The organism is Psychrobacter sp. SC65A.3 (assembly GCF_025642195.1).
Classification (GTDB): domain Bacteria; phylum Pseudomonadota; class Gammaproteobacteria; order Pseudomonadales; family Moraxellaceae; genus Psychrobacter; species Psychrobacter cryohalolentis.
In genome coordinates, this window is sequence record NZ_CP106752.1 from 2,602,189 (window position 1) to 2,622,148 (window position 19,960).

General features: G+C 42.1%; 16 protein-coding genes. 8 read left to right on the forward strand and 8 right to left on the reverse strand.

The genetic code is table 11. The features are described 5' to 3' along the window. Positions 1-68: 68 nt before the first annotated feature. The 3 genes from OEG80_RS11020 to OEG80_RS11030 form a co-directional block, all read right to left on the reverse strand. Positions 69-869 carry a transporter substrate-binding domain-containing protein gene (locus OEG80_RS11020; RefSeq protein ID WP_188004062.1) on the reverse strand — a complete coding sequence of 267 codons (801 nt, stop codon included), beginning with the start codon at positions 867-869 and terminating at the stop codon, positions 69-71. A 340-nt stretch (positions 870-1,209) separates the two neighbouring features. Continuing rightward, positions 1,210-2,007 carry an ABC transporter ATP-binding protein gene (locus OEG80_RS11025; protein ID WP_263240845.1) on the reverse strand — a complete coding sequence of 266 codons (798 nt, stop codon included), beginning with the start codon at positions 2,005-2,007 and terminating at the stop codon, positions 1,210-1,212. Between the two features lie 172 nt (positions 2,008-2,179). Beyond that, positions 2,180-2,506: a hypothetical protein gene (locus OEG80_RS11030; RefSeq protein ID WP_263240846.1), complete on the reverse strand. Its 327-nt coding sequence runs from the start codon at positions 2,504-2,506 to the stop codon at positions 2,180-2,182. Between the two features lie 355 nt (positions 2,507-2,861). On the opposite strand from OEG80_RS11030, the gene OEG80_RS11035 reads away from it, so the two are divergent. The 4 genes from OEG80_RS11035 to gltS all read left to right on the forward strand — a co-directional run bounded on the left by OEG80_RS11035 (position 2,862) and on the right by gltS (position 6,820). Next, positions 2,862-4,163 carry a glutamate-5-semialdehyde dehydrogenase gene (locus OEG80_RS11035; RefSeq protein ID WP_263240847.1) on the forward strand — a complete coding sequence of 434 codons (1,302 nt, stop codon included), beginning with the start codon at positions 2,862-2,864 and terminating at the stop codon, positions 4,161-4,163. A gap of 156 nt (positions 4,164-4,319) precedes the next feature. Next, positions 4,320-5,081 (forward strand): ribonuclease domain-containing protein, encoded by a 762-nt coding sequence (locus OEG80_RS11040; protein WP_263240848.1) that lies wholly within the window; start codon positions 4,320-4,322, stop codon positions 5,079-5,081. 1 nt (position 5,082) lies between these two features. Then, the gene (locus OEG80_RS11045; protein ID WP_263240849.1) at positions 5,083-5,457 is read left to right on the forward strand and encodes a barstar family protein; all 375 of its coding nucleotides are present in this window, start codon (positions 5,083-5,085) and stop codon (positions 5,455-5,457) included. 88 nt (positions 5,458-5,545) lie between these two features. Next, complete coding sequence (gltS, locus tag OEG80_RS11050) at positions 5,546-6,820, forward strand: sodium/glutamate symporter (protein WP_263240851.1); 1,275 nt, start codon at positions 5,546-5,548, stop codon at positions 6,818-6,820. 105 nt (positions 6,821-6,925) lie between these two features. Here gltS and glyA read toward each other — a convergent pair whose 3' ends face one another. From glyA to OEG80_RS11065, 3 genes are all read right to left on the reverse strand, one after another. Further along, positions 6,926-8,182, reverse strand: a complete 1,257-nt coding sequence (glyA, locus tag OEG80_RS11055; protein WP_011512688.1) for a serine hydroxymethyltransferase — start codon at positions 8,180-8,182, stop codon at positions 6,926-6,928. A gap of 388 nt (positions 8,183-8,570) precedes the next feature. Then, entirely contained in the window at positions 8,571-9,077 is a 507-nt protein-coding gene (locus OEG80_RS11060; RefSeq protein WP_263240853.1) for a chorismate--pyruvate lyase family protein, read from the reverse strand. Between the two features lie 52 nt (positions 9,078-9,129). Further along, positions 9,130-10,467: a GNAT family N-acetyltransferase gene (locus tag OEG80_RS11065; RefSeq protein ID WP_263240855.1), complete on the reverse strand. Its 1,338-nt coding sequence runs from the start codon at positions 10,465-10,467 to the stop codon at positions 9,130-9,132. Between the two features lie 671 nt (positions 10,468-11,138). On the opposite strand from OEG80_RS11065, the gene OEG80_RS11070 reads away from it, so the two are divergent. Then, positions 11,139-13,358: an NADP-dependent isocitrate dehydrogenase gene (locus OEG80_RS11070; protein WP_263240856.1), complete on the forward strand. Its 2,220-nt coding sequence runs from the start codon at positions 11,139-11,141 to the stop codon at positions 13,356-13,358. Between the two features lie 158 nt (positions 13,359-13,516). Here OEG80_RS11070 and icd read toward each other — a convergent pair whose 3' ends face one another. Next, on the reverse strand, positions 13,517-14,776 hold the full coding sequence (icd, locus tag OEG80_RS11075; protein WP_263240857.1) for an NADP-dependent isocitrate dehydrogenase: 1,260 nt from the start codon (positions 14,774-14,776) through the stop codon (positions 13,517-13,519). Between the two features lie 216 nt (positions 14,777-14,992). On the opposite strand from icd, the gene OEG80_RS11080 reads away from it, so the two are divergent. Further along, entirely contained in the window at positions 14,993-15,619 is a 627-nt protein-coding gene (locus OEG80_RS11080; protein WP_263240858.1) for an rRNA large subunit pseudouridine synthase E, read from the forward strand. Between the two features lie 186 nt (positions 15,620-15,805). After that, positions 15,806-16,645: a CopM family metallochaperone gene (copM, locus tag OEG80_RS11085; RefSeq protein ID WP_263240859.1), complete on the forward strand. Its 840-nt coding sequence runs from the start codon at positions 15,806-15,808 to the stop codon at positions 16,643-16,645. Between the two features lie 126 nt (positions 16,646-16,771). Here the strand turns inward: copM and OEG80_RS11090 are convergent, their stop codons facing one another. Then, a complete protein-coding gene (locus OEG80_RS11090; protein ID WP_263240860.1) occupies positions 16,772-18,718 on the reverse strand; it encodes a M61 family metallopeptidase in 1,947 nt (648 codons plus the stop codon). Between the two features lie 324 nt (positions 18,719-19,042). Here OEG80_RS11090 and OEG80_RS11095 point away from each other — a divergent pair, with 324 nt between their 5' ends. Then, a complete protein-coding gene (locus OEG80_RS11095) occupies positions 19,043-19,528 on the forward strand; it encodes an FKBP-type peptidyl-prolyl cis-trans isomerase (RefSeq protein ID WP_011279591.1) in 486 nt (161 codons plus the stop codon). Positions 19,529-19,960: the final 432 nt, after the last annotated feature.

Sequence of the window (19,960 nt, forward strand, 5' to 3'; positions counted from 1 at the left end):
TATTTACCAGCCGTATATATATCCGCTGCTTAAGACGGATATAAGCAATCGACGCTAATGATTACAGATTATTGACCAAAGTTTTGCTGCTCAAGACGGGCAAGCTCACCGTTACTGCGAATTTCACTCAGCGCTTTATTAAAGTCTTCTTTAATGGCATCGCCTTTACGGACAGCAATCGCAATATTGTCATCATTGTCAATCTCATCACCCACGATACCGAAGCCTTCAGGGTTGTCTGCTAACCATGATTTTGCTGATACTTTTTCAGCCAATACAACATCACTACGACCAGACTTTAGGTCCAAATAAGCATTGTCATAATTGTCATAAAGCTTAACGGTATTGCCGTCTTTGCCTTCATAATTGTCTTGTAAATAAGCACCCGGCGTCGTTGAACGTTGACCACCAAGCGTCAGATTTTTGATGACTTTAGGATCAAAGCTGCCTTTGGTATCGGTCAGCCAAACCATCGTATTGGCAAAGTAAGGCTCACTGAAATCGACTTTTTCTTGACGTTCAGCGGTAATAGACATACCAGCGATAACCGCATCGTATTTTTGCGCCAATAAACCCGGAATAATACCGTCCCAATCTTGAGCGACAATTTCACATTTGGCTTGCATCTGCTTACATAGAGCATTGGCAACGTCGATATCGAAACCCGCCAAACTGCCATCGGCATTGGTATAGTTAAAAGGAGGGTATGCGCCTTCAGTCGCAATACGAATGGTCTTGCCAGCGGTTCCTGCTGCCGGTGCATCTGCATTGGTATCAGCAGCGTCATTAGCAGGTTGGCTACAAGCCCCTAACATGAGCGCGGCAGTAACGGTCATCGATGACCACAATAGGCGAGAATTCGACATCATACGTTCCTTAAATTCTGATGGATTTTTAAGATGATTTTTAATCTCTAATTTTTGATACAGTGTTCTGGTCTATTTTCTCTGACGTCCCTGCCAGATAAGTTACTCAGATTCAGGCAACTGGATATTCAGGCTGTGAGATGTTTAGGTATATGGATAAGTGCTATGCATACCCGCTCACAAGTCTTTTGATAATACCTGAGTGGAATATCAAAAACAAACGTTTTGCATACCGACTGTGATTATTGAGTAATAAAGGCACGAATAGACTTACTGATGTGCAATCTTAGCGTTTTAAACAATTATTGCTAAGATTGCCATTTTACTAGATTTAAGCAATGGATTAAATTTGACGATGTGAAGCCATAAAGTCTTTGACGCGCTCAGACTTAGGGTTATCAAAGACCTGCTCAGGCGTACCAATCTCTTCAATAACGCCTTGGTGTAAAAACACCACTTTACTAGAAACATCACGAGCAAAACGCATCTCATGGGTCACAATCAACATCGTGCGTCCCTCGGCTGCTAGCTCTCGCATAACAGCAAGCACTTCATTGACGAGCTCAGGATCTAAAGCAGAAGTCGGTTCATCAAATAATAATACCTGTGGCTGCATAGCAAGGGCGCGTGCAATAGCAACACGCTGACGCTGACCACCAGACAGATTAGCAGGATAAGCGTCTTTTTTATCAAGCAAACCGACTTTATCGAGCAGCTTTTCAGCATCGCTAATGGCTTGGTCTTTTTTTATTTTTAAGACTTGTATTGGCCCTTCGATGATATTGTCAATAATCGTTTTATGTGGCCATAGATTGAAATTCTGAAAGACAAAGCCCACGCGTGCGCGCAAGTGTTCTAGCTGTTTGATATCAGCCGCTTGCAATTCGCCTGACTTAGCTGGCTTTAGCATCAGCTCATCTTTACCGATAATAATGCGACCGTGATTGGGCTTTTCGAGCAAATTGATACAGCGCAGCAGGGTCGACTTACCTGAGCCAGACGAGCCTAAAATAGAGATAACATCACCGTCATAGGCAGTTAGAGATACGCCTTTCAGTACGGCCAATGAGCCGAAACTTTTATGGATATCTTGTAAATCTAAAGCGATAGGTCGAGTCGGATTATTTGCAGTATCAAGCATGGTTTAGCAGACTTCCAATAAATATGAATGAAAACATGACGTAAAAAGGTGCTTAGCATTAAAAAGGCGTTTGGCATTAAATTACCTTTATAAAATAAGGCCCATAATATACAGTCAATTATGGGCCTTATTTTATCATCTTAATAGCGTGAGCGCTGTTTTATCTGCCACATTAGTAGCTTGAGACGTGCTCTTCGCTTTCAGTACCGTCCATCATCTCTGCATCATCCGCAGTTGCTACGGCCACATCATCCGTGCTACTTACTGCCATATCATTGTCAGCAGATGCTACCGCAACATCGTCAGCACTGCCGGCAGTAGCCACCCCCGTTGCTTCCTCTTCTATCGAAGTCTGTGCATCGACTGCTGGCGCCGTCTCTACTGGTGGCTCATCTTTCTTACCACAGGCACTTAGCGTCAATGCCGCTGCAACCAATCCAACGCCCAACCAGTTTTTGTAAGCACCAGATTTTTGAATTTGTTGTTGGTCAATGGTCATATTTATTCTCCAATATTTTTATTTACTATCATTAATTTCTACTATGAATAGCTATCATGTAGCCGAACGAGTTTAAAAATAACGTGTCAAAGCTAAAATGAATCTTTTGCTACTTAGCGCTCACTATACGGACGATTCATAGCGACTACCTTAGTAATTACAGTCTATTTCTGTTAAAAATACGTAACCATCAATCTAATGCTCGATCATGACTATCATATAAAGACAAGTGACTTCTATTCACAAAATCGGCTTTACTATCGACCTAATCTCCTCTATGTTAAATAGCAGAGTGCCATTAGAGCGCTAAAGAACACTGATTGTTTTCTATTTATAACTATAAGGAAGAATATTTATGAGTCAAACCAATACCACAGACGTAACCGCTTATATGCAAAATGTTGGTAAAGAAGCGCGCGCTGCATCCAGAGCACTGGCTGCTGCCAATACGGGTGACAAAAATGCTGCACTGATGGCGATTCACGATGTATTAAAGAACGCTAAGCAAGATATCTTAGCCGCCAATACAGTCGATATGGACAATGGGGCAAAGAACGATCTAGATGCTGCTCTGCTTGATCGCTTGGAGTTAAATGATGCCCGCTTTGATGGCATGCTACAAGGTCTAAAAGACGTTGCGGCATTGCCTGACCCTATTGGTGAGGTTACCGACATGACGTATCGTCCGTCGGGTATTCATCTGGGCAAAATGCGCGTGCCACTTGGTGTAGTCGGTATGATTTATGAGTCGCGTCCCAATGTCACTTTGGAAGCAGCCTCGCTCGCACTAAAGTCAGGTAACGCCATCATTTTACGTGGCGGCTCTGAAGCATTTGAGTCTAATCAAGCGATTGCCAGATGTATTTTAGAAGGACTAAAAAACGTTGGTATGTCTGAGTATAGTGTCCAAGTGCTAGAGACCACTGACCGTGCTGCCGTCGGTGAGCTTATCACTATGACAGAATATGTTGATGTTATCGTACCACGCGGCGGTAAAGGGCTGATTGAACGTATCAGCCGCGATGCGCGCGTGCCTGTCATTAAGCACTTAGATGGCAACTGTCATACCTTTATTGACAGTGATGCTGATCCCAAGATTGCCATTAACGTAAGTGTCAATGCCAAAACCCATCGCTATGGTACTTGTAATACCATGGAAACCTTGTTGGTCGATGAAGCCATCGCTGATGAGCTGTTACCAAAAATTGCCGAAGCCATCGTCGAAGCCGATAATGCGATGCAATTGCGCCTTGATGATAAAGCGCAGGCTATTCTGAACGATAACACCACCCTTAAAGGCCATTTATCAGCCGCCACCGCTGAAGATTGGGATACCGAATATCTCGCCCCTATCCTCGCGATTAAAATACTATCCGGCATTGATGAGGCGATTGAGCATATCAACACCCATGGCAGTCATCATACCGATGTCATCATTACAGATAACTATACCAAGTCACAGCGATTTATCCGCGAAGTCGACTCGGCAAGCGTGATGATTAACGCCTCTAGCCGTTTTGCCGATGGTTTTGAATATGGTCTTGGTGCCGAAATTGGTATCTCAACTGACAAGATTCATGCGCGTGGACCAGTCGGACTTGAAGGCTTAACTTCACAAAAGTGGATTGTTTATGGTCATGGCGAAACGCGTGCCTAATTTATTACGTCTTCACTACAATTTATAATGTTGTCTGCAGTATAATTGTTACAGAACGCCAGCTTAATTGCTGGCGTTTTTTTATTATTAATAACTATATTATGTATGACATAAAGCCATTATTTTACGTGATAAAAATCTATCGATAGGACGAGGATGCCCATGCAAAGTGGCAAAATTAAGCATTGGAATTCTGATAAAGGCTATGGCTTTATCGATGTCGACAATCAGAGTGAAGATGTGTTTTTTCACATAAAATCCGTGCGAATGGCGCAGCCTATCAGCAAAGGGCAACGTGTCTATTTTAATAGTGAGCGCAATGACAAAAACCAATTGCGCGCCACCGAAGTCACATCGGATGAATTGAGTATTTTAGAGACGCCAGCATCCAATTCAGTGGCAAATTCAATGCATCGCAGCTCAGACAATATTAATCAGAAAAACAATCGAAACTATATTAGCAAAAATAATCGTAGCAGCCAAAATAAGAAAAGCAGCTTCTCTACCCTATTCAGTTTGATTGCCATTATCGCTGTTGCGGTCTATTTCTTTGCTGATTTGAAATCCAGTTTTTTTGCCGATAGCGCGCCATCTACTACTCTATCGCAAAATCATATTGAAATTGCCAGTAATTCAAATGCAGCGGCTATCACTGGTGATGCGCAAATAGATCAGACGCTTGTGCTTATCAAGCAAGGTGGACCCTTCCCTTATCCTAACAAAGACGGAACCACTTTCTATAATCGCGAAGGCAAGTTACCGGCGCAGTCGCAAGGCTACTATCGCGAATATACTGTACCCACACCTGCCGTTTCGCATCGCGGTGCACGACGTATTGTCACTGGCGGTCACCCACCAACCATTTATTATTTGACCCTTGATCATTACGACAGCTTTCAAAAACTGGAGGTGAAATAACATGACTCAAGCTATTTACTATGTAAATCAAAGCAGCACTAGGCAAAACCTTGTTAAAGGTAAAAGCAGCAGAACGTCTGCTACTATTCCTGAACAAGCAATCTCTATACCTATAGAAGAGCGATTAGATAAAGAAACACTCTTAAGTAGCTTAGCGAAAGCCTGCGATTTCCCAAGTTGGTTTGGTCATAACTGGGATGCAGCGTGGGACTGCTTAACAGACAGTGATATCGAGCATTTGGTACTTGATTTAACAGCGGTTAAAAATATTAACACCGAAGATTTTAATGTCTTCAAAAGTATTATAGAAGATGCTTTTAAAGAATTTGGCAAACCACAGCTGTGGATTGTCGTGGCGTCTGATGATTTGTCTTAGTCGCCAGTAAGAGAAGAATCTAAATTCGAGATAAAAACAGATTTATCCCGAATTCAGGTTAATTTATATTTATAGAAAGGATTAACATATGGAAATCACCCTAAACGGCTATTACACCCTGATATTAGCCACATTAGTACTTTTGCTTGGACGCTTCTTAGTCAAAAGAATTAAGTTTTTAGAAGATTTCAATATTCCAGAACCAGTCGCAGGCGGTTTGGTCGCAGCGATTGTCGTTTATATTCTTAATATTGTTTGGGGCTATAGCTTTAATTTCCATCAAGGACTGCAAACAGCGACTATGCTGATGTTTTTTGCCTCTATCGGGCTTAGCGCTGATTTTGGTCGGTTAAAAGCAGGTGGCTCACCCTTACTAATTTTCACCATTATCGTGTCTGTCTTTATCATTTTGCAAGACATCCTTGGTGTTGCAATGGCAAGCGCACTTGGGCTTGATCCTTTGCTTGGCTTGGTGACCGGTTCAATCGCTTTGACTGGTGGTCATGGTACTGCTGGTGCTTGGGGCATTACTTTGGAGGAGCAGTATGGTGTGGTTGGCGCGACGACGCTGGGTATCGCAGTTGCCACTTATGGTTTAGTAGCAGGTGGTATTATCGGTGGTCCTGTTGCCCGTCGCTTGATTAAAAAGCTTGGTCTCAAGCCTACAGCAGACAATCCAAACCCAAGTGATGTTGAAAAACTGGCAAGTGAGCAGTCGCTCTATAGCACCAAGCACAGCGAAGAGGAAGTTCATAGTAATAAGGAGATGTTTGAAAAACCGGATAATATCCGTCTGATTACGGCATCGTCTACCATTGAATCATTGGCACTGTTTGCCGCAGCATTGGCATTTGCTGATCTCATGACTTTGGTAGCGCAGGATACATGGTTTGAGTTACCGACCTTTGTATGGGCATTAGCAGGTGGTGTGATTTTGCGCAATACCTTAACCATGATATTTAACTTTGATATGTTTGACCGTGCGATTGACGTCATCGGTAACGCTTCTTTGAGTTTATTCTTAGCGATGGCTTTATTGTCATTAAAGCTGTGGCAATTGACAGATTTGGCAGGTCCGGTATTGATCATCTTATTGTCACAAACTGTTCTAATGATTGGCTATGCTTACTTTGTGACCTTTAAACTCATGGGCAAAGACTATGATGCAGCTGTCTTGTCAGCAGGACACTGTGGTTTCGGTATGGGTGCAACTCCTACAGCGATTGCCAATATGCAGGCGGTCACCGATCGTTACCTACCATCACATAAGGCATTTTTAATTGTACCTATGGTTGGTGCATTCTTCGTTGATATCGTTAACGCGACGATCTTGCAGATATTCACCAAATTGCCATTTATGTGATTTGATGAAATAAAAAGCTGATTTAATACTCGCGAAATAAAAAACCGCCTAGCAAAAGCTAAGCGGTTTTTTTATATCTGACTTATAAAACCAATTAATCAGAAATTACTGGTTTTTAGCATAGACAGGAAGCTCTTTACAGATCGCTTCTACTTTGCCACGGACTTCAGCAGTCACTGCTTCATCGCCACGGCTGTCAAGAACATCACAAATCCAACCTGCCAAATCACCTGCTTGTGCTTCGTTGAAGCCGCGAGTGGTAATCGCTGGTGTACCAATACGGATACCAGAAGTCACAAACGGAGATTTTGGATCGTTTGGTACGGCGTTTTTATTGACCGTAATGTGTGCGTCACCCAACCATTTATCCGCTTCTTTACCGGTCATCTCTTGCTTAACTAAGCTGATAAGCATCAGATGGTTTTCAGTGCCACCAGAGATAATTTCATAACCGCGATCTTGAATGACTTTTGCCATGGCTTGAGCGTTTTTAACCACTTGCTGCTGATAGGTTTTGAAGTTCTCTTCTAATGCTTCTTTAAAGCAAACTGCTTTTGCCGCGATGACATGCATCAACGGTCCACCTTGGTTGCCTGGGAATACGGCAGAATTGAGCTTTTTAGCAAGTACTTCATCACGAGCAAGAATCATACCTGAACGTGGGCCACGTAAGGTTTTGTGCGTAGTCGTGGTCACCACATCAGCAAACGGTACTGGGCTTGGGTAAACGCCACCAGCGATAAGACCAGCAACGTGAGCCATATCCACTAGCAAGTAAGCGCCTACTTCGTCAGCGATTTCACGGAAACGTGCCCAATCAACTACTTGTGAATACGCTGAAAAACCAGCGATGATCATTTTAGGCTTATGCTCTTTTGCCAAGCTCTCAACTTGGTCATAATCGATAAGACCAGTGCCTTCGACCAAACCATACTGTACTGCATTGTAGTTTAGACCTGAGAAGTTGATGTGCGCGCCATGAGTCAAGTGACCACCAGCATCTAAACTCATGCCAAGCACAGTATCATTGGCTTCAAGCAATGCTAAAAAGACAGCAGAGTTTGCTTGGCTACCAGAGTGTGGCTGTACGTTCACATATTCTGCACCAAACAATTCTTTCGCACGGTCGATAGCTAGTTGCTCAACGACGTCAACATGCTCACAACCACCGTAATAGCGCTTACCAGGATAGCCTTCAGCGTATTTGTTGGTCAAATCAGTACCCTGCGCTTCCATCACTGCTTGTGAGCAGTAGTTTTCTGAAGCGATAAGCTCAATATGGTTCTCTTGACGAACGCTTTCAGCAGCCATAGCTTCAGCAAGTACTGGATCAAAATCTTTGATAGAGATATCTTTAAACATAGTAAAGTCCTAAGTGGTGACGTTTATTAGTAATAACGGTCGTTGAAAGAAGCGAGTAGCAAAAGAAGTTTGAAATAGGCAAGCAAAAGGCATGAGCTTATCATTAGCTTGCAGTTTTAAGGATAAATTCGATACTCTTTTGCATCGATATTCTCGCTAAAGTTTAAGTGTAACATGAAACTTTATGTTGCGAGCGCAAAAAAATATCAGCTTATTTTTAGTAGACGACAGGGCAAAATTCTCTATATTTAAATCTATTTTTTTCAGTAACTTATCAATATATCCTCTAAATAGAAGCAGTAAATTTATTCACTAAAAACTTATCTGAATAATAAAGTGGAAAATAGTTGGCTAATTAATTGGTTGTTTTAATTTTCTGATGAAGTACTTAAATATCTAATTGTTTTTCACAGAACCGTGGCAAAAAGGTCTCACTAATGAGTAAAGAACGACCGTGCCAATCATAAAGCGTCTGCCGTTGCCAGCCATCTGCCGTATATTTGATACAGCGCTGATTGGGCAAGGTGCGACTGCGATTAAACAATACATAACCTATGGGTGTGCTTTTTAGTTGCTGTAGACGTCTGGCACTGCCTTTTAGACTTGATAACGGAAACAGGCTTTGCGCCTGTACCCATGGTAACTCGTCATTCCCGTATAAATATACCTCACGGACCCAAGCCAGCCGTGGATGACTAAGCGCTGCCCCTTTGATACCCAATTGTTTTTTTTGTGCTAAAGACAATAACCGATAGCCCTCAAATCTGCGTTCTACGAGTAATGGCCGCCCAGCTTTTACCTCAAGCAAGGCAGTAAGAGAGCCTTCGATATTTAGCCAAGGTAATAGCTCAGTTGGAGGTAATGAATTGGTTATGCAAGAAAGATGAGAGGTCATAGTTTACGGCTAATATGTACTTTATTAAGTAGAAGATGGTTAAAAGATAAGGTTATTCATTGTTATCAAACATTGGCATATTATCAATATTAAATGGTAAAGCTTCAAATGCCTGCTCTCGATATTGCGACATCTGTAGCCGATCTTTGCGGCAAAAATCAGCAATCGCTGGCACAAAACGCGCATCATAAATACGGTGCAGTGAGTGGGTAGCTGTTGGAATAAAGCCACGAATCAGCTTATGCTCGCCTTGCGTTCCTGGGTCGAAATAGTGCAAGCCTTGCGCGATGGCAAACTCAATACCTTGATAATAGCACAGCTCAAAATGCAAGCTATCATACTCACCAAGCGCTCCCCAATAACGACCGTACAAAGTTGCCGTTTTATTGTCAGGCTTATCATATAAAAACAGACTGCTCGCGATAATCTCACCGTTGGCATCAAGTGCTTGTGCGAGCATTAAATGCTCAGCCATATGTTGCGCTAATGCTTTAAAAAAATCCATGGTCAAATAAGGCTGCTGCCCACGTACCGCATAAGTCATTACATAACAATGATAAAAAGTCTTCCAGTCGGACTCGGTAATGTCATCACCGCATTTTCGCTGGCACGTAATACCTTGCTCAGCAACTTTTCTGCGCTCAGCCCGAATGGTTTTACGTTTTTTGGCTTTAAGCGTGGTCAAAAATGCTTCAAAATCTGTGAACAGCTGATTATTTTGAGTTAGATTTTTATTCTGCCATAAAAATTGGCAACCTTGACGCTCAAGTATCGGTAACTCAATCGGTTTTGCCGCTACACCATTTGCTTGGGTTTTAAGCGCCATTTCTATATCAATATCAGTCGGCAGCGATGCGTTAGCCATAGCAGCCATCTCAGGTGTGACAAATAGCCCATGCCAGCCAGAAGCATCTACTTGCTGCGCAATATCATCCACCCCTGCAATAGCGGTCTTTATAATGTCAGCATCGAGCGTCTCACCCTTTGCCAACCATAAACGCTGCCCAGTAATAGGCGTATAAGGGGCGCTCGTTACCAAACGCGGATAATAGTCGAGACCATACTGCGCATAAGCTTGCGCCCATGAATGGTCAAATACAAATTCCCCTTGGTGATGACCTTTAATAAATACGGGCATCACGGCAACCGGCTGCTTCACCTTTATAGAAGCTTCTACAGAAGACAAATTTTTCTGTACTACAAAATCATCATCGGCATCTACACGGTGCACTAATATATAAATAGGTAACCAGCCAGCCTCTTCGCCAATCGCGCCAGTGTCACTAAGCGCTTGCCAAAAGGCAAATGACATAAAAGGGGTGTCTGGCGTTTGCCACTCACTTAGGCTTTGCCAACTGATATCGTTCAGTAACGCATATTGTAAATTCATAATCAGTACACTGTTTTTTTTGATGACTTTTCTTGATCATATAGCCTATCAAATTGGCATTTTTTTGCTGTCACAATTTGCAAGAATTTTATATAACCGTTATAGGATTATTGATACCGTTTAAGAAATGATGCCGTACTAGTGTGAGAGAAACAAAAACTTTGATGCCATACGTAATAAAAACTGCCATTAAAAACAGGCAAATTACATGGAAAAGATGATATCAATCTTGATGACTGATAGAATAAGAGTATTATTAGCTTAATATAATTCATATAGATGAGATATGAGCGAAATAGTATACTTAGTTCAACATACGAGATTGACATCATATCGGATTTATAGTGGATGAACTATAATATATCGACTGTCATGTATCGTCAGGCAGTGTTACCCAATCGTTCAACCCCTCTTTTGGCGGTAAGTTTGTCATAAAGGTTAAAACAGCCTCCAAAAGATAGTTTTGCAAAATAAGGTCAACAGGCAGTCTCGAAACTATTTAAATGCGTCAAACTGTTTAAATATATTTTTGTATGATTGCAAAAGTGACACTTGATGTGCTTAATTTAGCGCCATCACTCATTATGGTATGAAGGCTGCATAAAGCGATGAAATAAGATCCAAGCCTTACTCCCCTTATTAATGACAACATAAAGGAATACTCTACTACAATGTCAAAAATTATTTATACAAAAACCGACGAAGCCCCAGCGCTTGCAACCCTATCATTCTTGCCTATTGTCAAAGCATTTACTCACACAGCAGGCATTGAAGTTGACACCAGTGATATCTCAGTTGCTGCGCGTGTATTGGCTGAATTCCCTGAGTTTTTAAGTGAAGAGCAACGCGTTCCTGATAACTTAGCTGAGCTAGGTCGTCTGACACAAGATCCAAACACCAACATCATCAAATTGCCAAATATCAGTGCTTCTGTTCAACAGTTGAAAGCAGCTATTAAAGAACTACAAGGTAAAGGCTACGCTATTCCTGATTTTCCAGATGACCCAAAAACTGACGAAGAAAAATCGATTCGTCTGCGTTATGGCAAAAGTCTAGGCAGCTCGGTAAACCCTGTACTTCGTGAAGGTAACTCAGATCGCCGCGCACCAAAAGCGGTCAAAAACTACGCACGCAAACATCCGCATTCTATGGGTGAATGGAAACAATGGTCACAAACGCATGTATCACATATGCACAGCGGCGACTTCTATGATGGCGAGCAATCTATCACTTTAGATAAAGCACGTACTGTACGTATGGAACGCTTAGCGGACGATGGCACTGTCAATGTATTCAAAACAGGCATCGCTTTGCTTGATAAAGAAGTCATCGATCTTATGTTTATGAGCAAAAAATCACTGCTTGATTTTTATGAGCGTGAAATGGAAGACTGCCGTGAAGCTGGTATCTTATTCTCGTTGCATGTAAAAGCGACCATGATGAAAGTATCACACCCTATCGTCTTCGGTCATGCGGTTAGAATCTACTATAAAGATGCTTTCCAAAAGCATGGCGCATTATTTGACGAGCTAGGTGTCAATGTTAATAACGGCATGGCAAGTTTGTATGAAAAAATTGCCGAGTTGCCAGCCAGTTTGCGTGAAGAGATTGAGCGTGATCTACATGCTTGCCAAGTCCACCGTCCACGTTTGGCGATGGTTGATTCATCAAAAGGCATCACCAACTTCCATTCGCCAAGTGACATCATCGTTGATGCATCCATGCCAGCTATGATTCGTAACGGCGGCAAAATGTGGGGTGCTGATGGTAAACTATATGACTGTAAAGCCGTCATGCCAGAATCTACCTTTGCCCGCATTTATCAAGAAATGATCAATTTCTGTAAATGGCATGGCAACTTTGATCCAACAACGATGGGTACAGTACCTAACGTCGGTCTAATGGCTCAAAAAGCGGAAGAATATGGCTCACACGACAAGACTTTTGAAGCGAGCGATAACGGTATTGCTCGTATTGTTGACGAAGAAACAAATGAGATCTTGCTTGAACAGCGTGTTGAAAAAGGTGATATCTGGCGCATGTGTCAGGTTAAAGATGAGCCTATCCAAGATTGGGTCAAGCTTGCAGTACGCCGTGCACGCGAATCTGATACGCCAGTTATCTTTTGGTTAGACCCGTATCGTCCACACGAAAACGAGCTGATCAAAAAGGTAAAAATGTATCTAAAAGATCATGATACCACTGGTCTACATATCGAAACCATGTCACAAGTTCGTGCCATGCGTTATACCTTAGAGCGCGTTGCTCGTGGTCTTGATACGATTTCTGCTACTGGTAATATCTTACGTGATTATCTCACTGACTTATTCCCGATTTTAGAATTGGGCACCAGTGCTAAGATGTTGTCAGTGGTTCCATTAATGAAAGGCGGCGGTTTGTTTGAAACAGGCGCTGGCGGTTCAGCACCAAAGCATGTACAACAATTGGTTGAAGAAAACCACTTACGTTGGGATTCTTTGGGTGAGTTCTTGGCATTGACTGTGTCGCTAGAGCATTTAGCACAGAATGACAACAACCCTAAAGCTCAAGTATTGGCTGATACCTTAGATAGAGCAACTGAAAAGCTGTTATTGAATGACAAGTCCCCATCACGCAAAACCGGTGAGCTTGACAATCGTGGTAGTCATTTCTATCTTGCGATGTATTGGGCACAAGAGCTTGCTGCTCAAGATCAAGACAGCGAGCTAAAAGCGCAATTTACCGCACTTGCGCAGAATCTTGAGAGCAATGAAGCAGCTATTATCAAAGAGCTAAATGATGCTCAAGGTAAGCCTATGGATCTTAAAGGCTATTACCTAGCGGATGAAGCATTGGCTGAGCAAGCAATGCGTCCTAGCACTTTGTTCAATAATGCCATTGCTTCATTATAGTTAACTCATCTTATAAAAGTTAATTTATAGAAGTGACATTAGCGTAAAAAAAACACCCCAAATATCTTAGATTTTGGGGTGTTTTTTTGTCTTTTATTAATGAGGAATTTTTATGTCAAAAGCTATTTACAAGACATTATGTAAAAGACATCATTTTCTTACCCATTCATATGTTTAATGATTGCTTTACCAAACTCAGAGGTACTCAGTAAGGTGGCATCCGGCATCAAGCGTTCAAAATCGTAGGTCACGGTCTTATTTTTGATAGCACCTTGGATACCTTCGATGACCAAGTCAGCGGCCTCTGTCCAGCCCATATCACGTAGCATCATCTCAGCTGATAAAATAAGCGAACCCGGATTAACTTTGTTTTGTCCAGCGTACTTTGGCGCTGTACCATGGGTTGCCTCATATACGGCAATAGCAACTCCTTTATTAGCACCCGGAGCAATACCGATACCACCGACTTGCGCGGCTAGCGCGTCAGAGATGTAGTCGCCGTTTAGATTTAATGTCGCAATCACTGAGTAGTCAGCTGGACGCATCAAGATTTGCTGCAAAAACGCATCCGCAATCACATCTTTAATCACAATCTTATGACCCGTCTTAGGATTTGTTATCGTCATCCAAGGGCCACCATCTAGTAATTGAGCACCAAAGCACTCAGTAGCAGCCTCATATCCCCACTCTTTAAAAGCGCCTTCAGTGAACTTCATAATATTGCCTTTATGCACAAGCGTCACATTAGGCAAGTCATTGTCGATGGCGTGCTGAATGGCTTTACAAATCAAACGCTGTGAGCCCTCTTTTGATACTGGCTTGATACCAATGCCACAATCTTCTGAAAAGCGAATCTGTGTCACGCCCATCTCTTCTTTTAAAAACTTAATGACTTTTTTGGCATCCTCACTGCCTGCTTTCCACTCGATACCGGCATAGATATCTTCTGAGTTCTCGCGGAAAATAATCATATTAGTCAACTCAGGATGCTGGACAGGACTTGGAACGCCTTCGAACCAACGTACAGGACGCTGACAAACGTACAAATCAAGCTCTTGTCGCATTGCCACGTTCAGCGAGCGCATACCACCGCCAACTGGCGTGGTCAGCGGACCTTTTATACTGATGACATAATCACGCAACACATCAAGCGTCTCTTCTGGCATAAATTCGCCGTCATAAATTTTAGAGGCTTTTTCACCGCAATAGGTCTCCATCCAAACGATGGACTTTTTGCCTTTATAAGCTTTTTCAACTGCCGCATCAATCACTTCAATCATGACAGGTGTGATATCAACGCCGATGCCATCGCCTTCGATAAAGGGAATGATCGGATGATTTGGAATATTGAAGGATAAATCAGCATTTACGGTTATTTTTTCGCCGTTTATTGGTACGATAACCTTGTTATATGACATGAGGTGATACTCCTTGATAGGTATTATGTGTTTTAAGCGTCCTTGGCATTCTGTTATGCTAGCTGTTTTATCATGGTGATGACAGCATTATAAATGTTTGTACAATACGATAAACTTAAGGTAAAACACGCCTCTACCTTTAGGCTTTACTCGTATATTAATTCTTATAGTATATGCCCTGCTATCCGCCATTTTATTTTTGGGAAACGCTATTTTATGTCCAGCTCTAGCCTGATTTTGTTTAATAAGCCTTACGGAGTACAAAGTCAATTCCGTGATGACAGCAATAATGACCATACTACTCTATCAGAATATTTCACGGACAAGTCACTCCGTATCGCTGGTCGACTTGATGCTACCTCAGAGGGGCTACTGATCTTGACCAGTGATGGACGCATTAATAAAGCCATCACGCAGCCACCATCTGCAAAGGGCTTTGCGCAAAACAAACAAAAACAAGGTAAGACTTATTTGGTGCAAGTAGAAGGCATGGTCACTTCTGTCCAATTAAAGGCGCTGGCGTCAGGCGTGGTCTTGAAAGACGGTAAGACATTGCCTGCCTCTGCAGTATTGGTGGATGAAGTCGACTTGCCGATTACATTATGGGAGCGTGATCCGCCTATTCGTGAGCGTAAAAATATCCCAACGTCATGGTTGATGCTGACTATTTATGAAGGCAAAAATCGCCAAGTGAGGCGTATGACTGCGCATGTAGGGCTGCCTTGCTTACGCTTGATACGCTGGTCAGTGGCAGGATTTGAGCTTGGAGAGTTGGGCGTTGGTGAGTTTGTACGCATTCATTTAAATAGTGAGCAATGCCGAAAACTTGGCGTCATAGGTTAGCTATCATAATACCTGAGTAAAGCTGTACTTAAGATAGCTTTTTTATTTAAGATCACTATATTACGACATCTTAAACATAGCGTCTCGAAAGAGTAAGATTTATCTGTTAACATTTAGCTATGTGCTCTATATGATTCATATGCTTTTTTGCTAAGCTTCTTGTTCAATTTATGGTAAGGATATGTCATGACTGCTTTTCATCGTTTTGCCTTGTTTGCTACTGGCGTGTCTGCTGCGCTATTAATAAGTGCTTGCCAGCCAGCATCAGATGATGTTGAGGTGAATACAGGGCAAGACGATGCACCGGTCGTAGCAGAGCAAGTTGACAACCATGAAGATATGGATGCTCACGATATGATGACTGCTGATACTACGCCAGATGAGATGCCAATGACGGACATATTTAAAGACTATACGAAGTCTATGACTGATATGCATAATGAGATGATGGTAGGTATGGCTTATAATGATCCTGATACAGCCTTTGCAAAGAGTATGCTTGGGCATCATCATGGTGCAGTAGATATGGCAAAGATTGAGCTTAAATACGGTACTGATGAGACGATGCGTAAGCTGGCAAAAGACATCATTGACTCACAGCAGCTTGAGATTGATATTATAAATAAATGGCTTGCTAGCCACCCTGATGCGCCCAAGCCAAAGCCCAATACCCAAGTAATGCAACAAGCTTATACGGCAGGCATGCAAGCCATGCATGACGACATGATGACTGGCATCGCAAACCCTATACCAGATATGGCATTTGCACGTGGTATGCTGCCTCATCATCGCGGCGCGGTAGATATGGCAATGATACAGCTCCAATATGGTACTGATAAAGAAATGCGTAAATTGGCACAAGACATCATTGATGTCCAGCAGCCTGAAATTATATGGTTACAAGAATGGATTGCAAAAACGTTAGTTAATGCAGAAAAAGATGCAAGCAATGCTACCGATCAAGATACTTCTGCAAACCAGAAAGAAGCCGTAGAGGTTGCCAAAACCACAAAACCTAATGCTTAAATTTTAAGTGTACAACACAAAGCCCATACTAAGCATCATTGTTTAGTATGGGCTTTTTAATAGCTGCTAATTTTATAGTAGCTACTGTCTTTGTAGAGCACTCAACTACGTGTGACAGCCAAATTACTATGACTGAGCACCGCTCATCACATCTAACCAAGCACTTTCTGTTTTTAATTCATTTATCTTATTTTCATCATCTGTATTAGCCTTTTCTAAACGCAAGCTAATACTATGTGGAAAGACTTTATCTAAACCATCACTCTCATCTGTATCGACTTTCGGTACAACCTTAACCGTCATCAGCTCATCACGGCGAAACAAATGGCATTCAATGTCGTGTGATGCATCATTGAATAGTGCTAGTTGTTTGTTATCTGCTTTGATACCATCAATTGCGATAATAACATCATGTGCTGAGAGTCCAGCTTTTGCCGCGGCGCTCGCGCGCGCTACCTTACTGACCTTGAGTCCTATTGGCGTTTCAGCACATCTCATGCCCCACGGTACATGTTTATCAGCGGTCTCTTTGGTATTGCTATGTAACTGAATACCGTTAGCGGCTAACAACGATTTCAGAGGCAACTCTTCAACGCCATTAACATAGCAGCGCTCAAAATCTTCCCAATCCGCTAATGGTATAAACTGCCCAATGACAGTCCCCATATCGGCACTACTGATCCCGACGCGCTGATTATCATTTTGCTTCGCTTGTTCATAAAAAGCTTTGACCACATCAAATAAACGATAACGTCCCGCGCTCTTTTCTAGTAGCGTTAAATCTAGACATAACGCCACTAAAGCTCCTTTATTGTAGTAACTGATACCCGCATTGCCAGTATTTTCATCGTTGCGATACAGCTTAATCCACGCATCAAAGCTCGATTCTGCCACACTTTGCTGTGCGCGACCTGGCGTTTGGTGATAGCGATTAATTTGTTCTGCCAATAACTTTAGATAGCTTGCCTTATCAATCACTCCTGAGGCTTGCAGCATAAAGTCATCAATATACGAGGTAAAGCCTTCAAATACCCATAGCAAAGGTGTAAAAGCTTCGCGGCGTAAATCCACATCTAGCATCACATCGGGACGAACTGTCTTGACCCACCACGCATGAAAATACTCATGACTACACAAGCCTAAAAATCGCTGATAATCACTACTTGGCATTGTTGGTTCATTGATACGAGGTAAATCACGGCGTGGGGTAATCAAACTGGTCGAATTGATGTGCTCCAAGCCGCCATAATCTTGCCCACTAGCATAAGTCATAAAAGTATAATCATTAAATGGCGCGTCACCCAACCAATTGAGATACGTCTGGCAGATCCGAGTTAGGTCTTGCTGCAATCGTCCCATATTGGCATTATGCTTACCTGCGAGGAAAAATTGATGGCTCAGCGTCTGATGCTGATTATCTTGAATGATAAAATCAAATTTCTCTTGTATCGCAATCTCAAACGGATAATCAATCAGTTCGTGATAGCTTTCCGCTTGCACACCATATAAATATTGCTCATCGCTTTGTAAATGTGTAGCTTTGAGTCCACACGCTAGTAATACTTGCTCTTTATTTTTATCAATAAAAAAGGCTTCAGGTACCATCAAGCTAACTTGGATTGATGATTGCTCTTGCCCAGCAACTGCCAATGCCAGTGAGGTAAAATTGCCGTACAAGCGCTGCTGATCGACATAAGCCGTGCGTACCGATAAATCATAACAATATACTTCGTAATATACGCTTATCGTTTGCCCTGCTTTTGCATGTGGCAATTGCCATGTGTGCTTATCAGTTTTTTGCGCGCGATACCACTTAGGATTTTTGTTATTCGCAATCTGGTTATCCGATAATTCTTTATCCAATATCTCGTAATGTACAGCGGTGATATTTCGAGCAAATTCACGCATCAAATAACTACCCGGTATCCATGCTGGTAGCCATAAGCTTGGCGCGTCTGTATCTGCTGTAAACCTAAGCGTGACATCAACCAGATGCTCTAAAAAACGCTCAAAGTCGAATTGGTAGTTAATATTAGATGGCTGATTATTGGCAGCATGAGAGAGTGAAGTCATATTTTTTATCCTTATAATTATTGCTATGGTAGAAGTCATTGCTCAAAAACGCAACTGGCGAACCTAAAACCAGCAAGGCAGTATTTGGTTAATATGCTAAAAACATGGATTATTCTGCTCAATTACACGATTAATTGGCATTTTTTGTTGTTTTAACCTTGAAAGTGATGGGAGTTATCGCAATTAAAGAGGCTAACTGCTAAAGTTACCCTAATAAACTGATGATAATTAACTGATGACGTGGCTATTTGGCTGGCTGATTGGCTTTTTTAGGTTTATTGCAACCGTATTTAATTTTTAATATCAACATATTTAGGATAATTTATGACTACTATCGCAAAAGACACTGCCGTCAAGTTTAACTACACGCTAAAAGACGACGAAGGTAATATCCTTGACCAATCTCCAGAAGGTCAACCACTTGCTTATTTGCATGGTCACAGTAATATCATCCCAGGTCTAGAGCAACAACTAGAAGGTAAATCTGCTGGCGAAAGAGTTAATGCTGTTGTTGAGCCTGCTGACGGTTACGGCGAATACCAAGAACAAGCGGTACAGCATGTACCACGTGACAACTTCCAAGGCGTTGAAGATATCCAGCCTGGTATGCAGTTTCAGTCAGAAGCTGGTGGTCAAGTGATGCTAGTTACTGTGACTGCCGTCAGTGACAAAGAAGTGACTGTTGATGCAAACCATCCACTAGCTGGCAAGCGTTTGACTTTTGATGTTGAAATCCAAGAAGTACGTGCTGCTACTGAAGATGAACTAAACCACGGTCATGTACATGGCGCAGGTGGCGTTGAACACTAATCTCTTAGAGATTATTGTGCTAGATGCATAAGCAATGAGTGATGAAGTCCATCCTTTGTTGCAAAGGGTCAGTAGATTTTTCTATTGACCCTTTTTTATGAGCAAATTTAAAGGTTTTTATTTGCACTTACTTCAAATTAAGACCTTTAAAGTATCACAAAGCCCAGACGTAACAAAGCCGCATAATGACTAGCATTATGCGGCTTTTATTACCAACCATCCATGTTACTGTCATTCAATACTTAATCCCGAAGTATTTTATAACGGTCGGGCATCCAGCCCTATCATCCCTAATCAGCAAACTACCTATCCCTTATGCGACTTTCCAGATACCAATCCCTAGTACCTCTGAACCTTTCAGTTCAATCGTGCCGTAGATGTATAATCGCAGATTGACCCATACTAAGTAAGAGGTCTAAACGTCAATCCTTG

What these genes read in the sequence shown, in the direction of transcription:
- OEG80_RS11020 (WP_188004062.1), bottom strand. Translation starts at nt 869, where the DNA reads ATGATGTCGAATTCTCGCCTATTGTGGTCATCGATGACCGTTACTGCC.
- OEG80_RS11025 (WP_263240845.1), bottom strand. Translation starts at nt 2,007, where the DNA reads ATGCTTGATACTGCAAATAATCCGACTCGACCTATCGCTTTAGATTTA.
- OEG80_RS11030 (WP_263240846.1), bottom strand. Translation starts at nt 2,506, where the DNA reads ATGACCATTGACCAACAACAAATTCAAAAATCTGGTGCTTACAAAAAC.
- OEG80_RS11035 (WP_263240847.1), top strand. Translation starts at nt 2,862, where the DNA reads ATGAGTCAAACCAATACCACAGACGTAACCGCTTATATGCAAAATGTT.
- OEG80_RS11040 (WP_263240848.1), top strand. Translation starts at nt 4,320, where the DNA reads ATGCCCATGCAAAGTGGCAAAATTAAGCATTGGAATTCTGATAAAGGC.
- OEG80_RS11045 (WP_263240849.1), top strand. Translation starts at nt 5,083, where the DNA reads ATGACTCAAGCTATTTACTATGTAAATCAAAGCAGCACTAGGCAAAAC.
- gltS (WP_263240851.1), top strand. Translation starts at nt 5,546, where the DNA reads ATGGAAATCACCCTAAACGGCTATTACACCCTGATATTAGCCACATTA.
- glyA (WP_011512688.1), bottom strand. Translation starts at nt 8,182, where the DNA reads ATGTTTAAAGATATCTCTATCAAAGATTTTGATCCAGTACTTGCTGAA.
- OEG80_RS11060 (WP_263240853.1), bottom strand. Translation starts at nt 9,077, where the DNA reads ATGACCTCTCATCTTTCTTGCATAACCAATTCATTACCTCCAACTGAG.
- OEG80_RS11065 (WP_263240855.1), bottom strand. Translation starts at nt 10,467, where the DNA reads ATGAATTTACAATATGCGTTACTGAACGATATCAGTTGGCAAAGCCTA.
- OEG80_RS11070 (WP_263240856.1), top strand. Translation starts at nt 11,139, where the DNA reads ATGTCAAAAATTATTTATACAAAAACCGACGAAGCCCCAGCGCTTGCA.
- icd (WP_263240857.1), bottom strand. Translation starts at nt 14,776, where the DNA reads ATGTCATATAACAAGGTTATCGTACCAATAAACGGCGAAAAAATAACC.
- OEG80_RS11080 (WP_263240858.1), top strand. Translation starts at nt 14,993, where the DNA reads ATGTCCAGCTCTAGCCTGATTTTGTTTAATAAGCCTTACGGAGTACAA.
- copM (WP_263240859.1), top strand. Translation starts at nt 15,806, where the DNA reads ATGACTGCTTTTCATCGTTTTGCCTTGTTTGCTACTGGCGTGTCTGCT.
- OEG80_RS11090 (WP_263240860.1), bottom strand. Translation starts at nt 18,718, where the DNA reads ATGACTTCACTCTCTCATGCTGCCAATAATCAGCCATCTAATATTAAC.
- OEG80_RS11095 (WP_011279591.1), top strand. Translation starts at nt 19,043, where the DNA reads ATGACTACTATCGCAAAAGACACTGCCGTCAAGTTTAACTACACGCTA.